The 20,282-nt window shown below is 45.9% G+C and carries 17 protein-coding genes; 9 read left to right on the top strand and 8 right to left on the bottom strand.

What is annotated here, in order from left to right; all coding sequences use genetic code 11:
• Positions 1 to 263: 263 nt before the first annotated feature.
• Positions 264 to 974, top strand: a complete 711-nt coding sequence (gene torR / locus CBX98_RS02765) for a two-component system response regulator TorR (RefSeq protein WP_005390726.1) — start codon at positions 264 to 266, stop codon at positions 972 to 974.
• A gap of 72 nt (positions 975 to 1,046) precedes the next feature.
• On the opposite strand, the gene elyC is transcribed toward torR, so the two are convergent.
• Positions 1,047 to 1,832 (bottom strand): envelope biogenesis factor ElyC, encoded by a 786-nt coding sequence (gene elyC, locus CBX98_RS02760; protein ID WP_006742121.1) that lies wholly within the window; start codon positions 1,830 to 1,832, stop codon positions 1,047 to 1,049.
• Between the two features lie 114 nt (positions 1,833 to 1,946).
• Here elyC and cmoM point away from each other — a divergent pair, with 114 nt between their 5' ends.
• The 4 genes from cmoM to mukB are packed head-to-tail and all read left to right on the top strand — an operon-like array spanning position 1,947 to position 9,250.
• Complete coding sequence (cmoM, locus tag CBX98_RS02755; protein ID WP_109168642.1) at positions 1,947 to 2,738, top strand: tRNA uridine 5-oxyacetic acid(34) methyltransferase CmoM; 792 nt, start codon at positions 1,947 to 1,949, stop codon at positions 2,736 to 2,738.
• Positions 2,739 to 2,740: 2 nt separating this feature from the next.
• Complete coding sequence (mukF, locus tag CBX98_RS02750; protein ID WP_048626187.1) at positions 2,741 to 4,078, top strand: chromosome partition protein MukF; 1,338 nt, start codon at positions 2,741 to 2,743, stop codon at positions 4,076 to 4,078.
• Positions 4,059 to 4,784, top strand: a complete 726-nt coding sequence (gene mukE / locus CBX98_RS02745; protein WP_005378379.1) for a chromosome partition protein MukE — start codon at positions 4,059 to 4,061, stop codon at positions 4,782 to 4,784. The genes mukF and mukE overlap by 20 nt, the downstream gene beginning before the upstream one ends.
• A 2-nt stretch (positions 4,785 to 4,786) precedes the next feature.
• Complete coding sequence (gene mukB, locus CBX98_RS02740; protein WP_109168641.1) at positions 4,787 to 9,250, top strand: chromosome partition protein MukB; 4,464 nt, start codon at positions 4,787 to 4,789, stop codon at positions 9,248 to 9,250.
• A 142-nt stretch (positions 9,251 to 9,392) separates the two neighbouring features.
• Here mukB and CBX98_RS02735 read toward each other — a convergent pair whose 3' ends face one another.
• The 7 genes from CBX98_RS02735 to CBX98_RS02700 all read right to left on the bottom strand — a co-directional run bounded on the left by CBX98_RS02735 (position 9,393) and on the right by CBX98_RS02700 (position 16,031).
• Entirely contained in the window at positions 9,393 to 9,545 is a 153-nt protein-coding gene (locus tag CBX98_RS02735) for a hypothetical protein (RefSeq protein WP_005390736.1), read from the bottom strand.
• Positions 9,546 to 9,764: 219 nt separating this feature from the next.
• Positions 9,765 to 10,733, bottom strand: coding sequence for an alpha-L-glutamate ligase-like protein (locus CBX98_RS02730; protein WP_006742116.1), 969 nt, complete (start codon positions 10,731 to 10,733; stop codon positions 9,765 to 9,767).
• A 3-nt stretch (positions 10,734 to 10,736) separates the two neighbouring features.
• The gene (locus tag CBX98_RS02725) at positions 10,737 to 12,242 is read right to left on the bottom strand and encodes an inactive transglutaminase family protein (protein WP_005390741.1); all 1,506 of its coding nucleotides are present in this window, start codon (positions 12,240 to 12,242) and stop codon (positions 10,737 to 10,739) included.
• An 11-nt stretch (positions 12,243 to 12,253) separates the two neighbouring features.
• Positions 12,254 to 13,000: an ATP-dependent zinc protease gene (locus CBX98_RS02720; protein ID WP_012841986.1), complete on the bottom strand. Its 747-nt coding sequence runs from the start codon at positions 12,998 to 13,000 to the stop codon at positions 12,254 to 12,256.
• A 276-nt stretch (positions 13,001 to 13,276) separates the two neighbouring features.
• Positions 13,277 to 14,248 carry a tRNA 5-methoxyuridine(34)/uridine 5-oxyacetic acid(34) synthase CmoB gene (gene cmoB / locus CBX98_RS02710; RefSeq protein WP_109168520.1) on the bottom strand — a complete coding sequence of 324 codons (972 nt, stop codon included), beginning with the start codon at positions 14,246 to 14,248 and terminating at the stop codon, positions 13,277 to 13,279.
• An 85-nt stretch (positions 14,249 to 14,333) separates the two neighbouring features.
• On the bottom strand, positions 14,334 to 15,071 hold the full coding sequence (cmoA, locus tag CBX98_RS02705; protein WP_109168519.1) for a carboxy-S-adenosyl-L-methionine synthase CmoA: 738 nt from the start codon (positions 15,069 to 15,071) through the stop codon (positions 14,334 to 14,336).
• A 93-nt stretch (positions 15,072 to 15,164) separates the two neighbouring features.
• Entirely contained in the window at positions 15,165 to 16,031 is an 867-nt protein-coding gene (locus tag CBX98_RS02700) for a DUF72 domain-containing protein (RefSeq protein ID WP_172605911.1), read from the bottom strand.
• A 273-nt stretch (positions 16,032 to 16,304) separates the two neighbouring features.
• Here CBX98_RS02700 and aspS point away from each other — a divergent pair, with 273 nt between their 5' ends.
• The 4 genes from aspS (at position 16,305) to ruvA (ending at position 20,264) form a co-directional block, all read left to right on the top strand.
• A complete protein-coding gene (gene aspS, locus CBX98_RS02695; RefSeq protein WP_046874741.1) occupies positions 16,305 to 18,083 on the top strand; it encodes an aspartate--tRNA ligase in 1,779 nt (592 codons plus the stop codon).
• A 142-nt stretch (positions 18,084 to 18,225) separates the two neighbouring features.
• Positions 18,226 to 18,972 (top strand): YebC/PmpR family DNA-binding transcriptional regulator, encoded by a 747-nt coding sequence (locus tag CBX98_RS02690; RefSeq protein ID WP_005390747.1) that lies wholly within the window; start codon positions 18,226 to 18,228, stop codon positions 18,970 to 18,972.
• 91 nt (positions 18,973 to 19,063) lie between these two features.
• Complete coding sequence (ruvC, locus tag CBX98_RS02685) at positions 19,064 to 19,585, top strand: crossover junction endodeoxyribonuclease RuvC (protein ID WP_012841980.1); 522 nt, start codon at positions 19,064 to 19,066, stop codon at positions 19,583 to 19,585.
• A 67-nt stretch (positions 19,586 to 19,652) separates the two neighbouring features.
• The gene (gene ruvA, locus CBX98_RS02680; RefSeq protein ID WP_005390750.1) at positions 19,653 to 20,264 is read left to right on the top strand and encodes a Holliday junction branch migration protein RuvA; all 612 of its coding nucleotides are present in this window, start codon (positions 19,653 to 19,655) and stop codon (positions 20,262 to 20,264) included.
• The last annotated feature ends 18 nt before the right edge of the window (positions 20,265 to 20,282 follow it).

Genomic DNA, 20,282 nt, shown 5'->3' with positions numbered 1-20,282 from the left:
GGGCTCCTGAATGATGCTTCAAGTTGTGCATCACAAAGTCAATTAGGGATATCCCCTAAGTGTAATCAATTAAAATGAATAGCAGTAACTATAATTATTATGTTTTATGGTCAAAAATTAACGTTTATTAATAGCGATGGGTAAGCTTGTTTTGAATCAATAAAAACGCTAAATCTTGCTTTTTAATGTATCTATGACTAGAAATGTTACTAGTTATGAATAGAATACGTCTTGGATAATAAGAAGACAGAAAAGTGGTGTAAATGAGCTATCACGTATTAGTCGTAGAAGATGATGTTGTAACTCGTAGTAAGCTTGCGGGATATTTCCAAAATGAGGGTTACCAAGTCAGCGAAGCAGAGAGTGGCGCAGAAATGCGTGAGGTCCTGCAAGCGGGTGATGTAGACCTAATAATGCTGGATATCAACCTGCCGGGTGAAGACGGCCTGATGCTTACTCGTGAATTACGTAGCCAATCGGATATTGGTATCATATTAGTAACAGGACGCACGGATAGCATTGATAAAATCGTAGGCCTAGAAATGGGCGCTGACGATTATGTGACAAAACCTTTTGAACTGAGGGAGTTGTTGGTTCGCGTAAAAAACTTGCTGTGGCGTATTTCAGCAGCGCGTAGCGGTAGCGCGAAAGCGAACGAAACCAGTGAAGAACATATTGTACGTTTTGGAGAGTGGACATTCGACATTCAACGTCGTGCGCTGAGCCGTAACGGCGAACCCGTAAAATTGACCAAAGCAGAATACGAACTTTTGGTGGCGTTATCGTCTTACCCTAACCAGGTGTTAAGTCGCGAGCGTATTTTGAATATGATCAGCCACCGAGTTGATGCACCCAATGATCGTACTATTGATGTTCTTATTCGACGTATGCGCGCAAAAATGGAGTTTGATCCAAAGAACCCGCAAATTTTTGTGACGGTGCACGGCGAAGGCTATATGTTTGCTGGTGATTAAACTGAACAAACCTAAGTCTTAAAAAGAAAAAGGAGAGCTTCGGCTCTCCTTTTTTGTGGTTTCAAGATAGTACTACTTTGCTTCAACCATTGGTGTTTGGCCGACAGTATCACGCAATCTTTGCCAAATGCTGCCCAAGTACTCATGCCAATAAAGCTCTGTTTGTTCTAAGTAACGCGCTTTAGGTGAGTATTTATCCCAAGGTTGACTGATTTCGCTAATAGCTAAGAAGTTGGTCGGGGCTGGGATTGGTTTAATGCCTGCTGCGTTGAACTCATACAATGCACGGCTCATGTGACTCGCAGAAGTGACTAACACAATCTCCTTTTGTTGAACGAATGCAGCCGCTTGACGCGCCTCTTCCCACGTATCTTTCGCATCTTCTAATAAAATGATATCGGATTTCGCGACTCCCAACGCAAGGGCAACGTTCGCCATCATTCTCGCATGGCTAATTTCAGAACCGCCAGCATAGCCAGACAAAATTAATTTAGCACCTGGATACATTCTTAAAATACGAATGCCTTCAGTTAAGCGCATTAATGCTGCACGGCTTAACTGCGAGGTGGGTGGAATTTCGTCATCGATAACATGACCATTCCCTAAAACCATCACGTAGTCGATGGTGCCAGAAACTGGCAAAAAGGCTTTATGCTCTCGCTCTAATGGCATAAGCAGCTTGGTTGAAACAGGTTGGAAGGCAACAAGAAAAATGCCAACAAAAGAGAATAGAACAACGAAGCAGCCAGTTTTACGTTTTGTGGTAAAACTAATGAGAGCAAGACCCAACAAGCCTATCAGCAGCAATGCCGGAAGTGGCATAAGCAAGGCTGACACTACTTTTTTCAGCTCAAACATACATAAATAGTCCGAAAAAACATCAATTGATAATAAAAATGAGGGTACCCCTCTTTATTCCTGCTTTCCTTGTGCCAGAATAGCGGCACAATCCGTTATGATAACTCAGCAGAAGTGACAGAAGACCGCAATTTCGACGATATCGCCCACAAATTTGCAAAAAATATTTACGGCTCCGACAAAGGGGAGATCCGCCAAATCATTGTGTGGGAAGATTTTCTACAGATTCTAAGTGAATTAGATGCTGACCAGCAACCCCTAGAGGTGTTGGATGCTGGTGGTGGTTTGGCACAAATGTCGCAAAAGCTTGCTAAGCTCGGACATCGAATCGCTTTATGTGATCTATCTTCGGAAATGCTGCAGTTGGCTAAGCAGGATATTGAAAAAAACGGTTTGCTTGAGCAGTATCGCTTGATTCATTCGCCTGTCCAATCCATTGGTGAGCATATGGGTGAACAGGTGGATCTTGTTATGTTTCACGCCGTCATGGAGTGGTTGGTCGATCCTAAGGCCGCACTTGAAACGGTACTAGAACAAGTAAAACCGGGAGGCATTGCATCAGTGATGTTCTATAACCACCATGGTTTAGTCTATAAAAACGTGGTTTGTGGCAACATTCCTCATATATTAGACGGCATGCCCCACCGAAAAAGATTTAAACTACAGCCGCAAAAAGGCTTAAAACCTGAAGAAGTCTACCAATGGATAGAAGATTCAGGCTTTAGTATTTGTGGCAAATCTGGTCTCCGCTCATTTAGTGATTACATAGGTAATATGCAATACATGGGCGATTACGAGTTTGAAGATGTGTTGGCGCTAGAAAAACAACTTTGTCGACAAGAGCCATACCTCTCATTAGGCCGCTACATTCATGTGTGGGCTAAAAAGAACGATAAACAGGAATAACAATGAGTGAGATGACTCTCAATGCTGCAGAGCAACCAATCGATGAGTTGGTTGGCTGGGTTAAGCAGCACGATTTCTCGTTGAACCTGACCACAGAGCGATTGGCATTCTTAATAGCCATTGCCGTACTGAGTAATGAAAGGTTCGATGAAGAATTGGGTGAAGGTGAATTGCATGATGCGTTTGCCATCGTCACTCGATTATTTGATGAGACTGGCGAAGCATCCGCTTTTCGTGCTAACAACGCCATCAACGAGATGGTAAAGCAGCGCCTTATTAGCCGTTTTGTCAGTGAGATTACTGATGGAGCGAGCATTTACCGCTTGTCGCCTTTAGCGATAGGAATTACCGATTACTACGTGCGTCATCGTGAGTTCTCGAAACTGCGCCTTTCTATTCAACTGTCTATGGTGGCAGATGAAATGGCGAAAGCGATTGAGGCAGCACAAAAAGGTGGCACACCGGGCCACTGGAAGAAAAACGTATACGGAGTTTTAAAATATTCTGTAGGCGAAATCTTCGATCAAATCGATCTTAACCAACGTGTGATGGATGAGCAGCAGCAATCTGTAAAACAACAAATTGCCGATCTGCTAAATAAAGACTGGCGCGAAGCGATCAACAACTGTGAAGCGCTCCTATCAGAAACATCAAGCACGTTGCGTGAACTTCAAGATACGCTGCAAGCCGCCAGTGATGAACTGCAAACTCAGATCCTAGATATTCAAGAAATTGTGTACGGCGATCCTGAGCTAGAGTTCATCGAAGAAGCGTTGTTTGGTCTGCAAATGAAGCTGGATCGAATCACAAGCTGGGGCCAGCAAGCGATCGACCTTTGGATTGGTTACGACCGACATGTGCACAAGTTCATCCGTACTGCAATTGATATGGATAAGAACCGTGCGTTTAGCTCGCGTCTACGTCAATCCGTCAAAGATTACTTCGATGCGCCTTGGTATCTGACTTATGCAGATGCGGAAAGGCTTTCTGACCTTCGTGATGAGGCCCTAGTCCTGCGTGATGACGAGGTAACGGGTCAAGTTCCGATGGAAGTAGAATACGAAGAGTTTCAACAAGTCAATGATGAGTTGTCTGAACGAATTGGTGACATGCTAAAAGCGCATAAAGATCAAGGCACGCCAATCGACTTGAGTGTGGTATTGCGAGATTACCTTGCACAGCATCCTTACACTCATCATTTTGATTTAGCTCGCATTATCGTTGATCAAGCCGTACGTCTGGGGTATTCAGAATCGGATTACCAAGCGATTCAACCGGACTGGAAAGCAATCAACGAATTTGGGGCAAAGGTACAAGCGAATGTCATCGACCGATACTAATGAATACATGTCAGAGAATCTGGCAAAAGCAATCTCTAACCCTCTGTTCCCAGCGCTAGACAGCATGCTACGAGCAGGGCGTCATATCTCAAGTGAAGATCTGGATAACCACGCGTTGTTATCGGACTTCGAACTTGAGCTTTCTTCTTTCTACCAGCGCTACAATACCGAATTGGTGAAAGCGCCAGAAGGTTTCTTCTACCTTCGTCCTCGTTCAACTTCTTTGATTGGCCGCAGTGTGCTTTCTGAGCTGGATATGCTGGTGGGTAAGGTACTGTGTTTCCTTTACCTAAGCCCAGAGCGTCTTGCGCACGAAGGCATCTTCACTAACCAAGAGTTGTACGACGAGCTACTTGCTCTGGCTGATGAAAACAAGCTGATGAAGCTAGTGACGAACCGTGCTACCGGTTCTGACCTTGATAAAGAAAAGCTGTTTGAAAAAGTACGTACGTCACTTCGTCGTCTACGCCGCCTAGGCATGATCATCAACATCGGTGAGACCGGTAAATTCAGCATCAGTGAAGCGGTATTCCGCTTTGGTGCCGATGTACGTATTGGCGATGATATGCGTGAAGCGCAGCTACGTCTGATCCGTGATGGTGAAGCGGTAGTGCACACCAAAGAGCCAAGCCAAGGCAGCCTATTGTCTGAAGAAGATCAAGACGACCAAGCCCAAGAAGAAACAACAGAAGAGGGTGAAGCATGAGCATGATTGAACGCGGTAAATACCAATCGCTGACCATGGTCAACTGGAACGGCTTCTTTGCCCGTACTTTTGACATCGATGGTCTGGTCACCACGCTATCAGGTGGTAACGGTGCAGGTAAATCAACCACAATGGCGGCGTTCATCACCGCATTGATTCCTGACCAAACGCTACTGCACTTCCGTAACACAACCGAAGCGGGCAGCAGCCAATCGTCTCGCGATAAAGGTTTATACGGTAAGCTGCAGCCGGGCGCATGTTATGCGGCGCTAGATGTGGTGAACTCACGTAACCAACGCCTACTGTTTGCAGTAAAACTGCAGCAAGTTGCGGGTCGTGATAAGAAAGTAGACATCAAACCGTTTGTTATCCAAGGTCTTCCTAGCCATGTGAAACCAACGGATATCTTGGTTGAAAGCGTATCTGCGACTCAAGCTCGTGTACGTCAAATCAACGAAGTAAAAGAATCGATCGCGGAATTTGAAGGCGTTCAGTTCAAAGCGTTCTCTTCTATCGTGGATTACCACGCACAAATGTTTGAATTCGGTGTGATTCCGAAGAAACTGCGCAACTCTGGTGACCGCTCTAAATTCTACCGCCTGATCGAAGCATCGCTTTACGGTGGTATTTCAAGTGCGATTACGCGCTCGCTACGTGACTACCTTCTGCCACAAAACGGCGGCGTGAAGAAAGCGTTCCAAGATATGGAATCGGCGCTGCGTGAAAACCGCATGACGCTAGAAGCGATCAAAACTACGCAAGCAGACCGTGACTTGTTCAAACACTTGATTACAGAGTCGACCAACTACGTGGCAGCAGACTATATGCGCCATGCCAACGAGCGTCGTAAAAAACTAGAACAGACACTGTCTTTGCGTTCAGAGTTATTTGGTTCTCGCGAGACCTTGATTGAGCAAAACAACCTGCTTAACCGCGTTCAAGAAGAGCTGGAACTGCTGATCGAGTCAGAATCTTCTTTAGAGCAAGACTACCAAGCGGCTTCGGATCACTTGCAACTGGTGCAAAACGCGCTGCGTCAGCAAGAGAAGATCGAACGCTACCAAGAAGATCTTGAAGAGCTGAGCGAGCGTCTTGAAGAACAAATGATGGTAGTGGAAGAAGCGCAAGAACGCGTGATGATGGCTGAAGAGCAAGCGACCGTTGCAGAAGAAGAGGTGGACAGCCTTAAGACGCAACTTGCTGATTACCAGCAAGCTCTTGACGTTCAGCAAACTCGCGCGCTTCAATACCAACAAGCCGTTCAAGCGCTGGAGAAAGCGAAGCAGCTACTTGGCGATGACAGCCTAACGGCAGAATCCGCACAAGCGTTAGTGGCGGAGCTTAAAAACAAAGAGTCAGAAAATACCAATACGTTGTTGTCTGTGAAACATAAGCTCGATATGTCATCAGCTGCGGCAGAGCAGTTTGATACTGCATTGAAGCTTGTACAGAGCATCGTTGGCCCTGTTGAGCGCAAAGAAGCCTCTGAGCACGCAAAATCGGCAATCGCTAAAGCTCGAGAATCACAGCAAATTGCACAAAACGAACAGCAATGGCGAGCACAACACCGTGATCTCGAACGCAGCCTTAACCAGCAGCGTCAAGCACGTGAACTGGTTGCTGAATACAAAAAGCAATATCACGTCGAGCTAACCGATGAAGTTACGTTTGAACAAGAACGTGAACGTCATGCGATGCAAATCGAATCACTAGAGATAGCTCAAGAGGAAGTTCGTGATCAGCGTGGTGAACAGCGCCGTCTAGAGCAAAACGCGGCGGCAGAAATCAGTAAGTTTGAAGCGATAGCGCCAGCTTGGATTGCGGCGAACGATGCGCTAGAGAAACTGAGAGAGCAGAGCGGGGCAGACCTTGAGGATCGCCATGCGGTAATGAACCACATGCAGGTTGTTCTTGAGCAAGAAAGGGAGCTGTCCTTAGCTAAAGATAAACTTGCTGAGCGTCGCAGTCAGCTTGACACTGAGATTGAACGTCTTGCTTCTCCTGGTGGTTCAAACGACCCTCGCCTGAAAGGTTTGGCTGATACTTTAGGCGGTGTATTACTGTCTGAGATCTACGATGACATCACGATTGATGACGCGCCTTACTTCAGTGCGATGTACGGTCCGGCTCGTCACGCTATCGTTGTTTCTGATCTGTCAGGTATCGAAGAGAAACTGGTAGAGCTAGACGACTGTCCAGAAGACTTGTACATCATTGAAGGTGACATCGATGCCTTTGATGACAGCTCGTTCGATGCAGAAGAGCTAGAAGGCGCGGTTTGTGTTCGCATGAACGACCGCCAAATGCGTTACTCTCGCTTGCCTGAGATCCCATTGTTTGGTCGTGCAGCACGTGAGCAGCGTCTTGAGTTGCTGCGTAACGAACGAGAAGAAGTGGTAGAGAAGCACGCAAAAGCGGCGTTTGACTCTCAGAAAATGCAGCGTTTGTACCAAGCATTTAACCAATTTGTGTCTAACCATATTCAAGTTGCTTTTGACGCCGATCCAGAACAAGCACTCGCAACCATTCGTGATAAGCGTAACCAAATCGCTCGCGTGCTGGCGGATCTGGATGCGAAAGAGCAACAACAACGTTCTCAGCTTCAAACTAGCAAGCAAGCGTTGTCTTCTCTGGACAAGCTAGCGTCACACATGGTGCTTGTTGAAGATGAGTCATTGCAAGCACGTTTTGATGAGCTAGAAGAGAAAATCGCTCAGCTTGCAGAGGCAAAAAACTTCTTAAACAACTATGCAAAAGCCATCACGCAATTAGAGAATATTGCGTCTGCGCTTGATGCTGACCCAGAGCAATTTGATGCACTAGAAGCAGAATACAAAGCGGCAGATGAACAGTTACAAGATCTTAAGAAGCAAATCTTTGCACTCTCGGATCTGGTTGAACGTCGTCACTACTTCGCTTACTCAGACTCGGTTGATCTTCTGAACAAAAGTAGCGAACTGAGTGAGCAGCTAAAAGCGAAGTTGGTTCAAGCTGAACAGACTCGTACTCGTTCTCGTGAAGAGTTGAAGCAAGCACAAGGACAAATGAACCAATACAACCAAGTATTGGCGTCTTTGAAGAGTTCGCATCAAGCGAAGCAAGAAACCGTACAAGAGTTCAAACAAGAGCTGCAAGAGTATGGCGTAAATGCCGATGAAGGCGCGGAAGAGCGTGCAATGCGCCGTCGTGACGAGCTGCAAGAACGCTTACATACTTCACGTAGCCGTAAGAGTGAATACGAGCGCACGATAACGTCGACCGAGCTTGAGATGAAAGGCTTGGCGAAACGTCTGAAGAAAGTGCAGAAAGAATACGCAGAGCTGCGCAAATTTGTCGTTGCAGCGAAAGCGGGTTGGTGTTCAGTACTTCGCTTAGCGCGTGAAAACGATGTTGAGCGTCGTCTACACAAACGTGAACTGGCGTATATGTCGGCAGATGAATTGCGTTCCATGTCGGATAAATCATTGGGTGCGCTGCGTCTTGCTGTTGCAAACAATGATGACTTGCGTGATGCACTCCGTTTGTCTGAAGACAACGCTCGCCCAGAGCGTAAAGTTCTGTTCTACATTGCTGTTTACCAACACCTTCGTGAGCGTATTCGTCAGGACATCATCCGCACCGATGACCCAGTAGAAGCGATCGAAGAGATGGAAGTGGAACTGGCGCGTCTAACGGAAGAGCTAACGCAACGTGAAAACCGCCTAGCGATCAGCTCTGAGTCGGTAGCGAGCATCATCAAGAAGACGATTCAGCGTGAGCAAAACCGTATTCGTATGCTGAACCAAGGCTTGTCGAACATCTCGTTCGGTCAGGTCAAGGGCGTACGTCTAAACGTGAAAATTCGTGAAAGTCACGAAGTGTTACTGAACGGTCTAGCGACACAACAAGAGCAGCATAAAGATCTGTTCGAATCGACTCGCTTTACCTTCTCTGAAGCAATGGCGAAACTGTTCCAACGTGTGAACCCACATATCGATATGGGTCAACGTTCTCCTCAGGTTCTGGGTGAAGAGCTACTGGATTACCGTAACTACCTAGAGCTAAGTGTAGAAGTGAACCGTGGTACAGATGGTTGGCTACAGGCTGAGTCTGGCGCGCTATCAACAGGTGAAGCGATCGGTACTGGTCAGTCAATCCTTCTGATGGTTGTTCAAAGCTGGGAAGAAGAATCTCGTCGTCTACGCAGCAAAGACATTGTGCCTTGTCGTCTGCTCTTCTTGGATGAAGCTGCGCGTCTGGATGCGAAATCGATCGCGACATTGTTCGAATTGTGTGACCGTCTGGATATGCAGCTTCTTATCGCGGCACCAGAAAACATCAGCCCAGAGAAAGGGACTACCTACAAGTTGGTGCGTAAGGTGTTTAAAGACCATGAGCACGTACACGTAGTTGGTCTACGTGGTTTTGGTCAAACGGATAAGCCTAAGACCGAAGCGCAAGAGATGATCGAAGAGTTTGAATCGTAAACTCTGAATCTAGCAAAACGCCCGCAATGAACGCGGGCGTTTTTGTATTTGTTAGTTGGAGGCTTCAAAGCGTATAAAATAAGCCGAGACTGTAGGACGACAGTCTCGGCTTATTAATAGAACTTAGCGGGGAGGCTAAGTTCTATTCCTCTGAAATATCGTCTCTGATATCGATCATTTCAGCAAGCTCTTCAAGTGCTTGGACAGAAAGCTCAGACAAGCGTTGTAAATGCTGGTCTAAGCTCTCTTGTTCTTCAAGCTCTGGTTCATCGTTATCTGTTTCTTTTGTTAGCATTTCTCAACCTCTCAAGTTGAGTAAGGGGAGACCTCATCATACTCAAAAGTTAAAGGAGAAAAGAAACGATCTATGTTGATTCTGTTAGCTCGATCATTGATTCAAGTTATAGGTGAGATGGGTTTGTTTAATAAGATTAGTAGGTAGACGGTTTTGGAAACGGAAATAAAAACGCCAGCAATCCGAACAATTACTGGCGAATGGTATTGCGATTGGCGATTAGAACTGTGGTTTTACCCCAAACTGCTCTGCTGCGTAGGCGACACGTTCAATCGGCTTTGGGTACTCGGCAGGTGTGCCGAGGCTCTCTATGTGTTTCAAACGAGGAAGCAAGCCTGCACCATTAGCGATTTGGATTGCCAAGCCAGGACGAGCGTTGAGCTCTAAAACCATAGGTCCTTCCTCTTTATCCAGCACCATATCCGTACCCATGTATCCCAACCCTGTCATCTCCCACGCACTAGACGCAAGCTCAAGCAAGCGCTCCCAGTGCGGGACTTGGAGGGTAGAAAGGTCTTTGCCTGTATCCGGATGGTGGGTGACTGGATGGTCGAATTGCACCGCTCGGATTGCTTTACCTGTGGCGATATCAATGCCCACGCCCACAGCGCCTTGGTGAAGGTTTGCTTTACCGTCCGACGCCGCCGTAGAACAGCGCATCATTGCCATAACAGGGTAGCCTTTAAATACGATGATTCGAACATCAGGCACACCTTCATAACTGAAGCCATCGAAACAATCATCAAACTTAATCAGGTTCTCAACGACTGCGACGTCGTTTTTACCACCAAGAGAGAAAAGGCCTGCAAGCGCATTACTGATATGACGTTCAACTTCGTCCTTACCAATTGTAGAGCCGGAAGGTTTGGTATAGACCCCATCTTTATGCGAGGTAATAACCAAAATACCCTTACCACCACTACCTTGAGCGGGCTTGATAACAAAACCAGGCCAATCTTGCACCATTCTATGGATTGTCTTTACTTCTGCTTGGTTATGAATAACGCCGATCAGGGCAGGGACTGTCGCCCCTGCTGCCTGCGCAATGATTTTAGTCTTGAGCTTGTCATCAACTAATGGGTACTTAGAACGATCATTGTAACGGCCGATATAACTGTGGTTACGTTTGTTCATCCCCATAATGCCTTTATGGCGAAGCTTAGCTGGCGAAGTAAAACTTTCGAACATCGTTTAGTCCTCCGCTAGTGGTTTGAAACGACGTAACTCAGTTAGACGGTAACCTGTGTAAGTACCTAGCAATAGAATACCGGCCAGAACAATCAACTGTAGACCTATGAAATTAAAGGTTAGGTGCTGAATGTATGAGTTCGTCATTGCTAAGTAAACCAATACTGCGGTGAGCAGTGAGCCCCCACCTTGCAAAGCGACTTCTTTCGCACCTTCTTCTTCCCATAGGATAGACATACGTTCAATTGTCCAAGACAAGATGATCATCGGGAAGAACGTAATTGTTAAGCCTTCCGTTAAGCCCATCTTAAATGCGACTACTGTGAACACCGAAATGATCATAATAACGGTAATAATGACCGCTGATATCCGTGCTACAAGTAGTAAGTTCAACCTCGATAAGTAACTTCGAATAATCAAGCCTGTGCCAACGATCAGTAAGAAACCGACAATACCCGTTAATAGCTGGGTTTGAACAAACGCAACAGCAATCAGTACTGGCATGAAAGTACCGGATGTTTTTAGACCGATAATCACACGCAAGAACACCACGATAAGGGCACCGATAGGGATCAGCATGATAGTCTTAAACATCGCTTGTTCTTCAAGAGGCAAGCTATGAATTGAAATATTCAGCAGCCCATCAGCTTCTATCTTGTTGTTCGTCGCTTGCTGTGGAGTCATTTCTTGCTTGATCATTGAGAAATGAACTTGGCTATTTTTACCACCAACAAGATCAAGCAGGGATACATTCGACTCATCCCAAACTAATAAGTTTGGTTTCACAGCTTTCTGTTCGGAATTTGGTGAGAACAGCACCCAATCTTTACCCGACCAAACCTGAACCATTGGTTGAATGGTTTGGCGTCGACGTCCATCTTCTAGTTCGATAACACCGACTGTTTTACTCTGTATACCTGCGGTAAGCAAAATATTATGTAGTGCATCAGTACGGCTGAAGTCATTCAGTAGTAGCGATGAGTTTTGACTGTCTGGGTCATTAAGCGCTTTGATGAGCTCACGAGTAAAGGTCACATTGTCGGCAGAGCGACTCATCGCACGCTCTACAAGGGCATTTGCCGCCGCGGCTTGTGGCGCTGATAGAGTTGGTGGCGTAATGTCTTCAGTTGGTGGTAGAGGCGTAACTTTAGCCTGAGGGTCCACTAAGAACTGCGCTTTGTAGTAAATGGTTTGAGGACCTTTGGCCTGACGAATTGACCACTCGGCACGACGTCCAGAATCAGAATTAATGTAGGAAACGCCATAACCAGAAGAGGAAGCGGATTCACCGATAAGCGTATAACCACTTTGTGTATGAGGTGCTGCGAGTGAAGCTTTGACTTCATTGCCGTTAGCATTGAACTCAATACGTGCCTCTACATCCCATACCTGACGAGTTTCGCCTGGTGTCCAAGGCACGCCGTAGTTTTCATGTCTGAAAACACTCAAAGCAATGCCCGCAATCACCAATAAGATGATTGAAAGGTAAAACGGTATTTTTGACGTCATAATCTACCTTATTATTTTTTATCTTCGTCCGTTTGGATATAGGTACGACTTACATCGACAAGTGCGATGTCGCGCATAAATTCTCTACCCAGTAAAATAGGATGGTTCATATGCGAGCGATCTGCCAACGTAAATTGCGCTTTTTCATGAATTTTTCCAACGCGCACCCAAAGTTCGACTACAGCGCGACGTTCTAGTTCTTCACTGGTAACTTGGCGAATTTTTACGTAACGAATGACTGGCGCTTCGATCCAAGTATTTTTTTCTTCTTCAGATTTACTGGTATCTGCCAGGTGGAATCGAACCCAGTTTTTGCCGTTTCTTTCGAACTCTTCAATATCAACTGCATTTAAAGATGAGGTTGCGGCACCGGTGTCGACACGTGCATCAAAAGTCTGCTTAATGGAGTCGATAGTGACCTTTTCAATTGAGCCAAGGACAATATCATGAGTTGGTGTTGGTTCCACAGGAGCAGGAGATTGGACAATAATCGGCTCTTTTGGCTTTTTCACTTCTGCCATTGCTTCATCACGAAATGTCAGAAGTTCAACCTGTAGTTTATCGACTTGTTCTTCAAGGCTGTCGATATAGTCCGATTGGTTGCTGAGCTGAAGCTCTAAGTTAGTAATGCGATTATTGACATTCGCTTCTGAAGTTTGAATAGCCGCTAACGTTTCTTGGTGGTACTGTTCGCCTTTGGTTAGTGAGCATCCAGATAGTAAGGCGATGGCAACAATCGGGGTCAATCGTAATAACATTGAAAACCTTGGGATTGGATTAAGTTGTTTATTTTTTAGGAGTTTAGCTCATATCGATAAAGCCTCACAAGTAAGAATGTTTCTCTATTACTTATTGTTTGAGGAATAGTGATGAAAAGCTAAAAATCAAGGACATAAAAGCGCATCCTTATTTAGAGCGTGCTTATGTTTTGATGTAACAAATGGACTCGAAAAACAAACACGCTCAGTACGAGGAAAGAGGGTAATGTCTTAACTCGTAAAATGAGTTAAGACAATGTCAGGAATCTCAGCGAATTATGGTTTGCGAGCGACAAGAACCGCGCGGCGAGGGGCAGGGTAACCTTCTACAGTCTTGCTTGGGTTGTTCGGATCTAGATAGTCTGGTAGAGAGTTATGCGTCATCCAATCTGTGGTACGTTGTTCATCAACTGAAGTGACGTTTTCATCAACGATGCGCACATCTTCAAATCCTACCAACTCTAACCACACTTTCAGCGCTTTTGCTGAAGGGAAGAAATAGACATTACGCATTTGTGCGTAACGAGACGTTGGAACCAACACTGCATTCTCATCACCTTCAATCACGAGTGTTTCTAGTACGAGTTCACCACCAGACACTAATTGATCTTTTAGCTGCACCAAGTGATCCAGTGGAGAGCGACGGTGGTAAAGCACGCCCATGCTGAATACCGTGTCGAACGCTTCTAACTTAGGTAGTTGTTCAATACCCAACGGCAGTAGGTGCGCACGTTGGTCATCGCCCATGAGTTTACGAATTGCTTCGAACTGAATTAGGAACAGGTGAGATGGATCGATACCGACGGTTAAGCGTGCACCTTCACCCAGCATGCGCCACATGTGGTAGCCGTTACCACAACCAACATCGAGTACGCTGCGGTTCTTTAATGGAGAAATATGCGGAAGCACACGGTCCCATTTCCAGTCACTGCGCCACTCAGTATCAATATGAATGCCGTGTACGTGGTATGGCCCTTTGCGCCATGGGTGGAATGTACGAAGTAAGTTCTCTAATTTCTTCAGCTCACCTTCATGGAAAGGAGTGTCGTTGCTGATGGTCACTGAATTCTTGATGTCAATTTGATCCGGTGAGCCTTCTGGAATCTTGTTCAGTGCTTTCAACCAGCGACCAAAGTCACCGTGCTCTGCATTTTGCCAATCCGTTAGCTGTTGTGGTAGCACATTGAGCCAAGGTTGAAGACGTGTGTCTTGGGCAATCAATTGGTAGAAGTTTGCAAAGTTAAACATAGTTAGTTAATCGCTGAGTTGATGGTATTAAAATTATTAAATAACAGCCTAAAGTGGCGTGATTCAGGGCCTTTGTATGCACGGTTTATTTAATTGCGAACATAGAGCCAAAGTTAAAGCATTGGAACCAAACATCGTAGCTAGAAAAGCCAATTTTAGCGAAACGCTCTTTATGCTCTTTCTTTGAATCTGGGCGCATTACGTTTTCTATCGCGCTGCGCTTTTGGCTGATTTCTAGTTCGCTATAACCATTCGCACGTTTAAAATCGTGGTGAAGGTCAATTAAAAGCTCGTTCGACACTTCATCTTCAAAGACGAATTTCTCCGACAAAATCAAAATTCCGCCTGGACGCAGACCTGCATAGATTCGTTTGAGCAGGGCGTAACGATCGTCTGGAGAAAGAAATTGCAGAGTAAAGTTCAGCACGACAACCGATGCGTTTTCAATATCGATATTACGGATATCCGCTTCAACCACATCTACAGGAGTATCGCTTCGGTACGCGTTTACATGTAATTTGCAACGCTCAACCATTGCAGGTGAATTGTCGACCGCAATGATCTTACAGCCTTCTTGTTTGATATGACGACGCATAGACAGCGTAGCAGCGCCCAAAGAGCAACCTAGGTCGTAGATGTTTGAGTGAGGTTTTACAAAACGTTCTGCCAGCATACCAATTGCAGAAATAATGTTGCTGTAACCCGGCACCGATCGTTGAATCATGTCAGGAAATACTTCCGCTACGCGTTCATCGAACGTGAAATCCCCAATTTTATCGATTGGAGCCGAAAAAATAGTATCTGGATTGCTCTTAGGGTTCATAACCAAGTCTCTGCATACAAGCCGCCTGAAAACGTCAGGCACCAAAAAAGGCGCGTATTTTATGGGAATTTCACGCCTCTGTCATGTGTTGCGTTAGAACATCTGCAACTGCGAGTTGCCATCGTTAGCCGGGAAAGAGGCTAAGTCAGGAAGTGTTATACGCTTTTGTATGTCTTTATACAGATTGGCTGCCAACTCCGGCGCAATTATATTGTCCGCAGTATGGATCATGACATACGGCTGTTTACCTTCTGCAATCCATTGCGGCAACTTGCTGAGCCATGGTGTAAAAAACTCGTAATTTTGCTGTTCTTCTGGATGACCAATAAAGCGAATCAAAGGGTGTGAAGCGGTAGCAATGGCGTGGACTGGTACTCTTGGTTTTTTCATTTGCGCATCAATGATCGCTTCATTGTTTGGCTTAGCGGCAAAGACAGGGCGGCTATCCATAATAATGCGGTCAATGTTATTTTCTACTAACCATTGGTTAAGCGCTCGCTCTTCTTCACCTTTGGAGAAAAATGCCATATGACGAACCTCAACACCAAGAGGGAAGTTAGGTGGAAAGCTCGCACAGAACTTTTTCAATCGATCAAGGTACTCAGGACCAAAAGCGGCTGGCAATTGAATTGTCCATTGCCCCACACGGTCATGCAACGGCTCCATGATTTTCATGAAGTCTCTCAGTTGTTCGCTGCAACCTCTTAGCATTTGCTCATGAGTGATGGCTTTAGGAAGTTTGAAAGTAAAGCGAAAATCATCGTGGGTTGCTGCTCTCCAGTTTTGCACCGTGTTGAGCGTCGGCGTGGCATAAAATGTCGTGTTGCCTTCTACGGTATGGAACACCTGTGCATACTTTTCTAAACGTTCAGCGGGCTTTGTCCCGCTGCCGTAAAAGCTTTGTTGCCATTGATTGTGCGACCACATCGTCAATCCAAGTCGAAGAGGTAAGTTATCCATTATTCTTTACTGCTTGCTACTCGTGTGAATACTTTACGAGAGTTTTGCTGAAATAGGTAATTTCACGCTATAATCTCCACCAATTTTTTCGCTTTGGTGCGCTTTTGAACACTTGTTGTACTAAAAAGCACCAGTGAATGATAAAACACACGTAATTGTATGTTGAGTAGTCGATTTTCGTGGACATTCAGCGTATAACTGAATCTTTACTCTGCTTGGCAATGAGGCTGACAGAGCGTAGTTAACAACATTTGAGAGATTGGGAATTTCATTATGCGTACCCATTACTGTGGTCACCTGAACAAGTCCCTTGCAGGACAAACTGTAGAACTTTGCGGCTGGGTTAACCGTCGTCGTGATTTAGGCGGTCTTATTTTTATTGATATGCGAGATCGCGAAGGTATCGTTCAGGTAGTTGTTGATCCAGATATGGCGGATGCGTATGAAGTGGCTAACACACTTCGTAATGAATTCTGTATCAAACTAACGGGTGAAGTACGCGTTCGTCCAGAAAGCCAAGCAAACAAAGACATGGCAACAGGTGAAGTTGAGATCCTTGCGACAGGTCTTGAAATCATCAACCGCAGTGACGTTTTGCCTCTAGACTTCAACCAAAAGAACTCTGAAGAGCAACGTCTGAAGTACCGTTACTTAGACCTTCGTCGTCCAGAAATGAGTGACCGCATCAAGCTACGTGCTAAAGCATCTAGCTTTGTTCGTCGTTTCCTAGATGACAACGGCTTCCTAGATATCGAAACACCAGTACTAACGAAAGCGACACCAGAAGGCGCGCGTGACTACCTAGTACCTAGCCGTGTTCACAAAGGCAGCTTCTACGCGCTTCCTCAGTCTCCACAGCTATTCAAACAGCTTCTAATGATGTCTGGTTTTGACCGTTACTACCAAATCGTTAAGTGTTTCCGTGATGAAGACTTGCGTGCTGACCGTCAGCCAGAATTCACTCAGATCGATATCGAAACGTCATTCATGACGGCTGACCAAGTACGTGAAGTGACGGAAAACATGGTTCGCGATATGTGGCAAGAGCTACTAAACGTAGACCTAGGTCAGTTCCCAGTAATGCCATTCAGCGAAGCGATTCGCCGTTTCGGTTCTGACAAGCCAGACCTACGTAACCCACTAGAGCTAGTAGACGTTGCTGACCTAGTGAAAGACGTTGAGTTCAAAGTATTCTCTGGCCCAGCAAACGATGAGAAAGGTCGCGTTGCCGTTATTCGCGTTCCAGGTGGTGCATCTTTGACTCGTAAGCAAATTGATGGCTACGGTGAATTCGTTGGTATCTACGGTGCGAAAGGTCTAGCTTGGATGAAGGTTAACGATCGTGCAGCAGGCATGGAAGGTATCCAATCTCCAGTAGCTAAGTTCCTAAACGAAGATGTGATCAACGCTATCCTAGATCGCACTCAAGCGGAATCTGGTGACATCATCCTATTTGGCGCTGATAAAGCGGGTATCGTTGCAGAAGCAATGGGCGCGCTACGTTTGAAACTAGGTAAAGATCTAGAGCTAACTGACGAATCTGCATGGGCTCCACTATGGGTTGTTGACTTCCCAATGTTCGAAGAAGATGACGAAGGCAACCTACACGCGATGCACCACCCATTCACGTCACCTCTAGGTGTGACTGCGGAAGAGCTAAAAGCGAACCCAGCTGCGGCAAACTCTAACGCTTACGATATGGTTCTAAATGGTTACGAAGTTGGCGGCGGTTCTGTTCGTATCCACAACGCAGATATGCAAGAAGCCGTATTTGATATTCTAGGCATCACACCTGAAGAGCAACAGCTTAAGTTCGGCTTCCTGCTTGATGCACTAAAATTCGGTACGCCTCCACACGCTGGTCTTGCATTCGGTCTTGACCGTCTAGTGATGCTGCTATGTGGTACCGAGAACATCCGTGATGTTATTGCATTCCCGAAAACAACAGCAGCGGCGTGTCTACTAACAGACGCACCAAGCATTGCGAACCCAGCAGCGCTAGAAGAGCTAGCAATCGCAGTGACTGCAGCGAAAGAAAAAGACGCAGAATAAGCGCACAACATTTGAAGAAAACTCCCGCAACTGCGGGAGTTTTTGTTTAAATAAACCTAAGAAACTTCCAAAGCAATTTCCCAAGCAACGCTTTTTAGCTCATGTTTGCTATTAAGCGTCAAAATACATTAAAAGGTGAATTATGGCAGGTCATAGTAAATGGGCGAATATTCGTCACCGTAAAGCAGCGCAAGATGCGAAGCGCGGCAAAATCTTTACCAAATTAATCCGTGAAATCGTTGTTGCTGCAAAAGAGGGAGGCGGTGAGCCAGAAAATAACCCACGTTTGCGAGCTGCAATTGATAAAGCGTTGTCTAACAACATGACGCGTGACACTGTCAACCGCGCTGTCAGCCGAGGTGCTGGTGGTGAAGGCGATGACAATATGGAAACCGTAATCTATGAAGGTTATGGTCCGGGTGGCACTGCGGTCATGGTCGAATGTATGACGGATAACCGAAATCGCACAGTATCTGGCGTACGCCATGCGTTCTCGAAGTCAGGAGGCAATCTGGGTACGGATGGTAGTGTAAACTATCTTTTCGACAAGAAAGGCGTGATCTCATACGCCCCAGGTTTAGATGAAGATGCGGTGATGGAAGTGGCGTTAGAAAGTGGCGCTGATGACATCGAAACATCAGAAGATGGCTCGATTGATGTTTACACCGCGCCAAGCGATTTTGGACTCGTAAAAGATGCCCTTGATGCTGCAGGTTTTGAGGCGGAAAACGCCGAAGTGTCGCTTATCCCTTCAACGAAAGCAGAACTGGATGTGGACACTGCGCCAAAACTACTTCGTTTGATTGACGCTTTAGAAGATCTGGACGATGTTCAGGAGGTTTATCACAACGGTGACATCTCTGACGACGTTGCAGCCTCTCTAGAGTAAACTCAATGTGCAGTGAGCGGTATTCGCTCCGAAGTTAGAAAGTAATAATAAGAAATTGAGGCCGTATTCGGCCTCCTTTTTAGGAACATTCATGTCAATTATTTTGGGCATTGACCCAGGTTCACGCATTACCGGTTATGGGGTCATTCGTCAAAATGGACGCCATTTGCAATACCTTGGTAGTGGCTGTATTCGTACTTCAGAAAAAGAACTTCCGGGCCGTCTTAAGCAGATTTACGCTGGCGTCACGGAAATCATTACTCAGTTTCAACCGGACGTATTTGCGATTGAACAAGTGTTTATGGCTAAAAATGCGGATTCAGCATTAAAGCTTGGCCAGGCTCGTGGCAGCGCAATTGTTGCTGCTGTAAATGCAGAGTTGCCGGTATACGAATACGCCGCGCGTCTTATTAAGCAAGCAGTAGTCGGTACTGGTGGCGCGGACAAAGCGCAAGTTCAGCATATGGTTCAGCAGATGCTTAAACTGCCCGCCAAGCCTCAAGCGGATGCAGCCGATGCTTTAGGTGTGGCGATTTGTCATGCCAATACGAACAAAACCCTCGTTGCCTTAGCGGGCAAAGCAACCAGTGCCAGAAAAGGGCGCTACCGATAAAATTAACTGGATGTCTATCCAGTTCTTTATTATCCTGTCGCAAATTCATTTCCAAAGAGTATTTATAGTGATTGGACGTCTTCGTGGCACACTGATTGAAAAACAACCACCTGAAGTATTAATTGAAGTTAATGGCATTGGTTATGAAGTCCAGATGCCAATGAGCTGTTTTTACGAGCTGCCAAATGTTGGCGAAGAAGCCATTATTTATACTCACTTTGTCGTCCGTGAAGATGCGCAATTGCTATACGGTTTCAACACAGTAAAAGAACGGGCACTTTTCCGTGAAGTGATCAAAGCCAATGGCGTTGGTCCTAAACTCGGTCTTGGTATTCTCTCTGGTATGACAGCAACGCAATTTGTTACTTGTGTGGAACATGAAGACGTTTCTACGCTGGTTAAGCTTCCAGGCGTTGGCAAGAAAACCGCAGAGCGATTGGTTGTTGAAATGAAAGACCGCTTGAAAGGGTGGGGCGCTGGCGATCTATTTACACCATTTACGGATGCTGCTCCTGCGGATTCTGGTTCGACATCCAACAACGCGGAAGAAGAGGCAATTAGCGCGCTTCTAGCTTTGGGTTACAAGCCGACTCAAGCGTCGAAAGTGGTGTCTCAAATTGCTAAACCGGACATGAGCAGTGAGCAAATGATCCGTGAAGCTCTAAAATCAATGGTGTAACGCTGGTTTCACAGTGAG

The sequence above is a fragment of the Vibrio sp. T9 genome, from assembly GCF_003123985.1.
Classification (GTDB): Bacteria; Pseudomonadota; Gammaproteobacteria; order Enterobacterales; family Vibrionaceae; genus Vibrio; species Vibrio diabolicus.
This window is presented reverse-complemented; position numbering and strand designations above follow the sequence as displayed.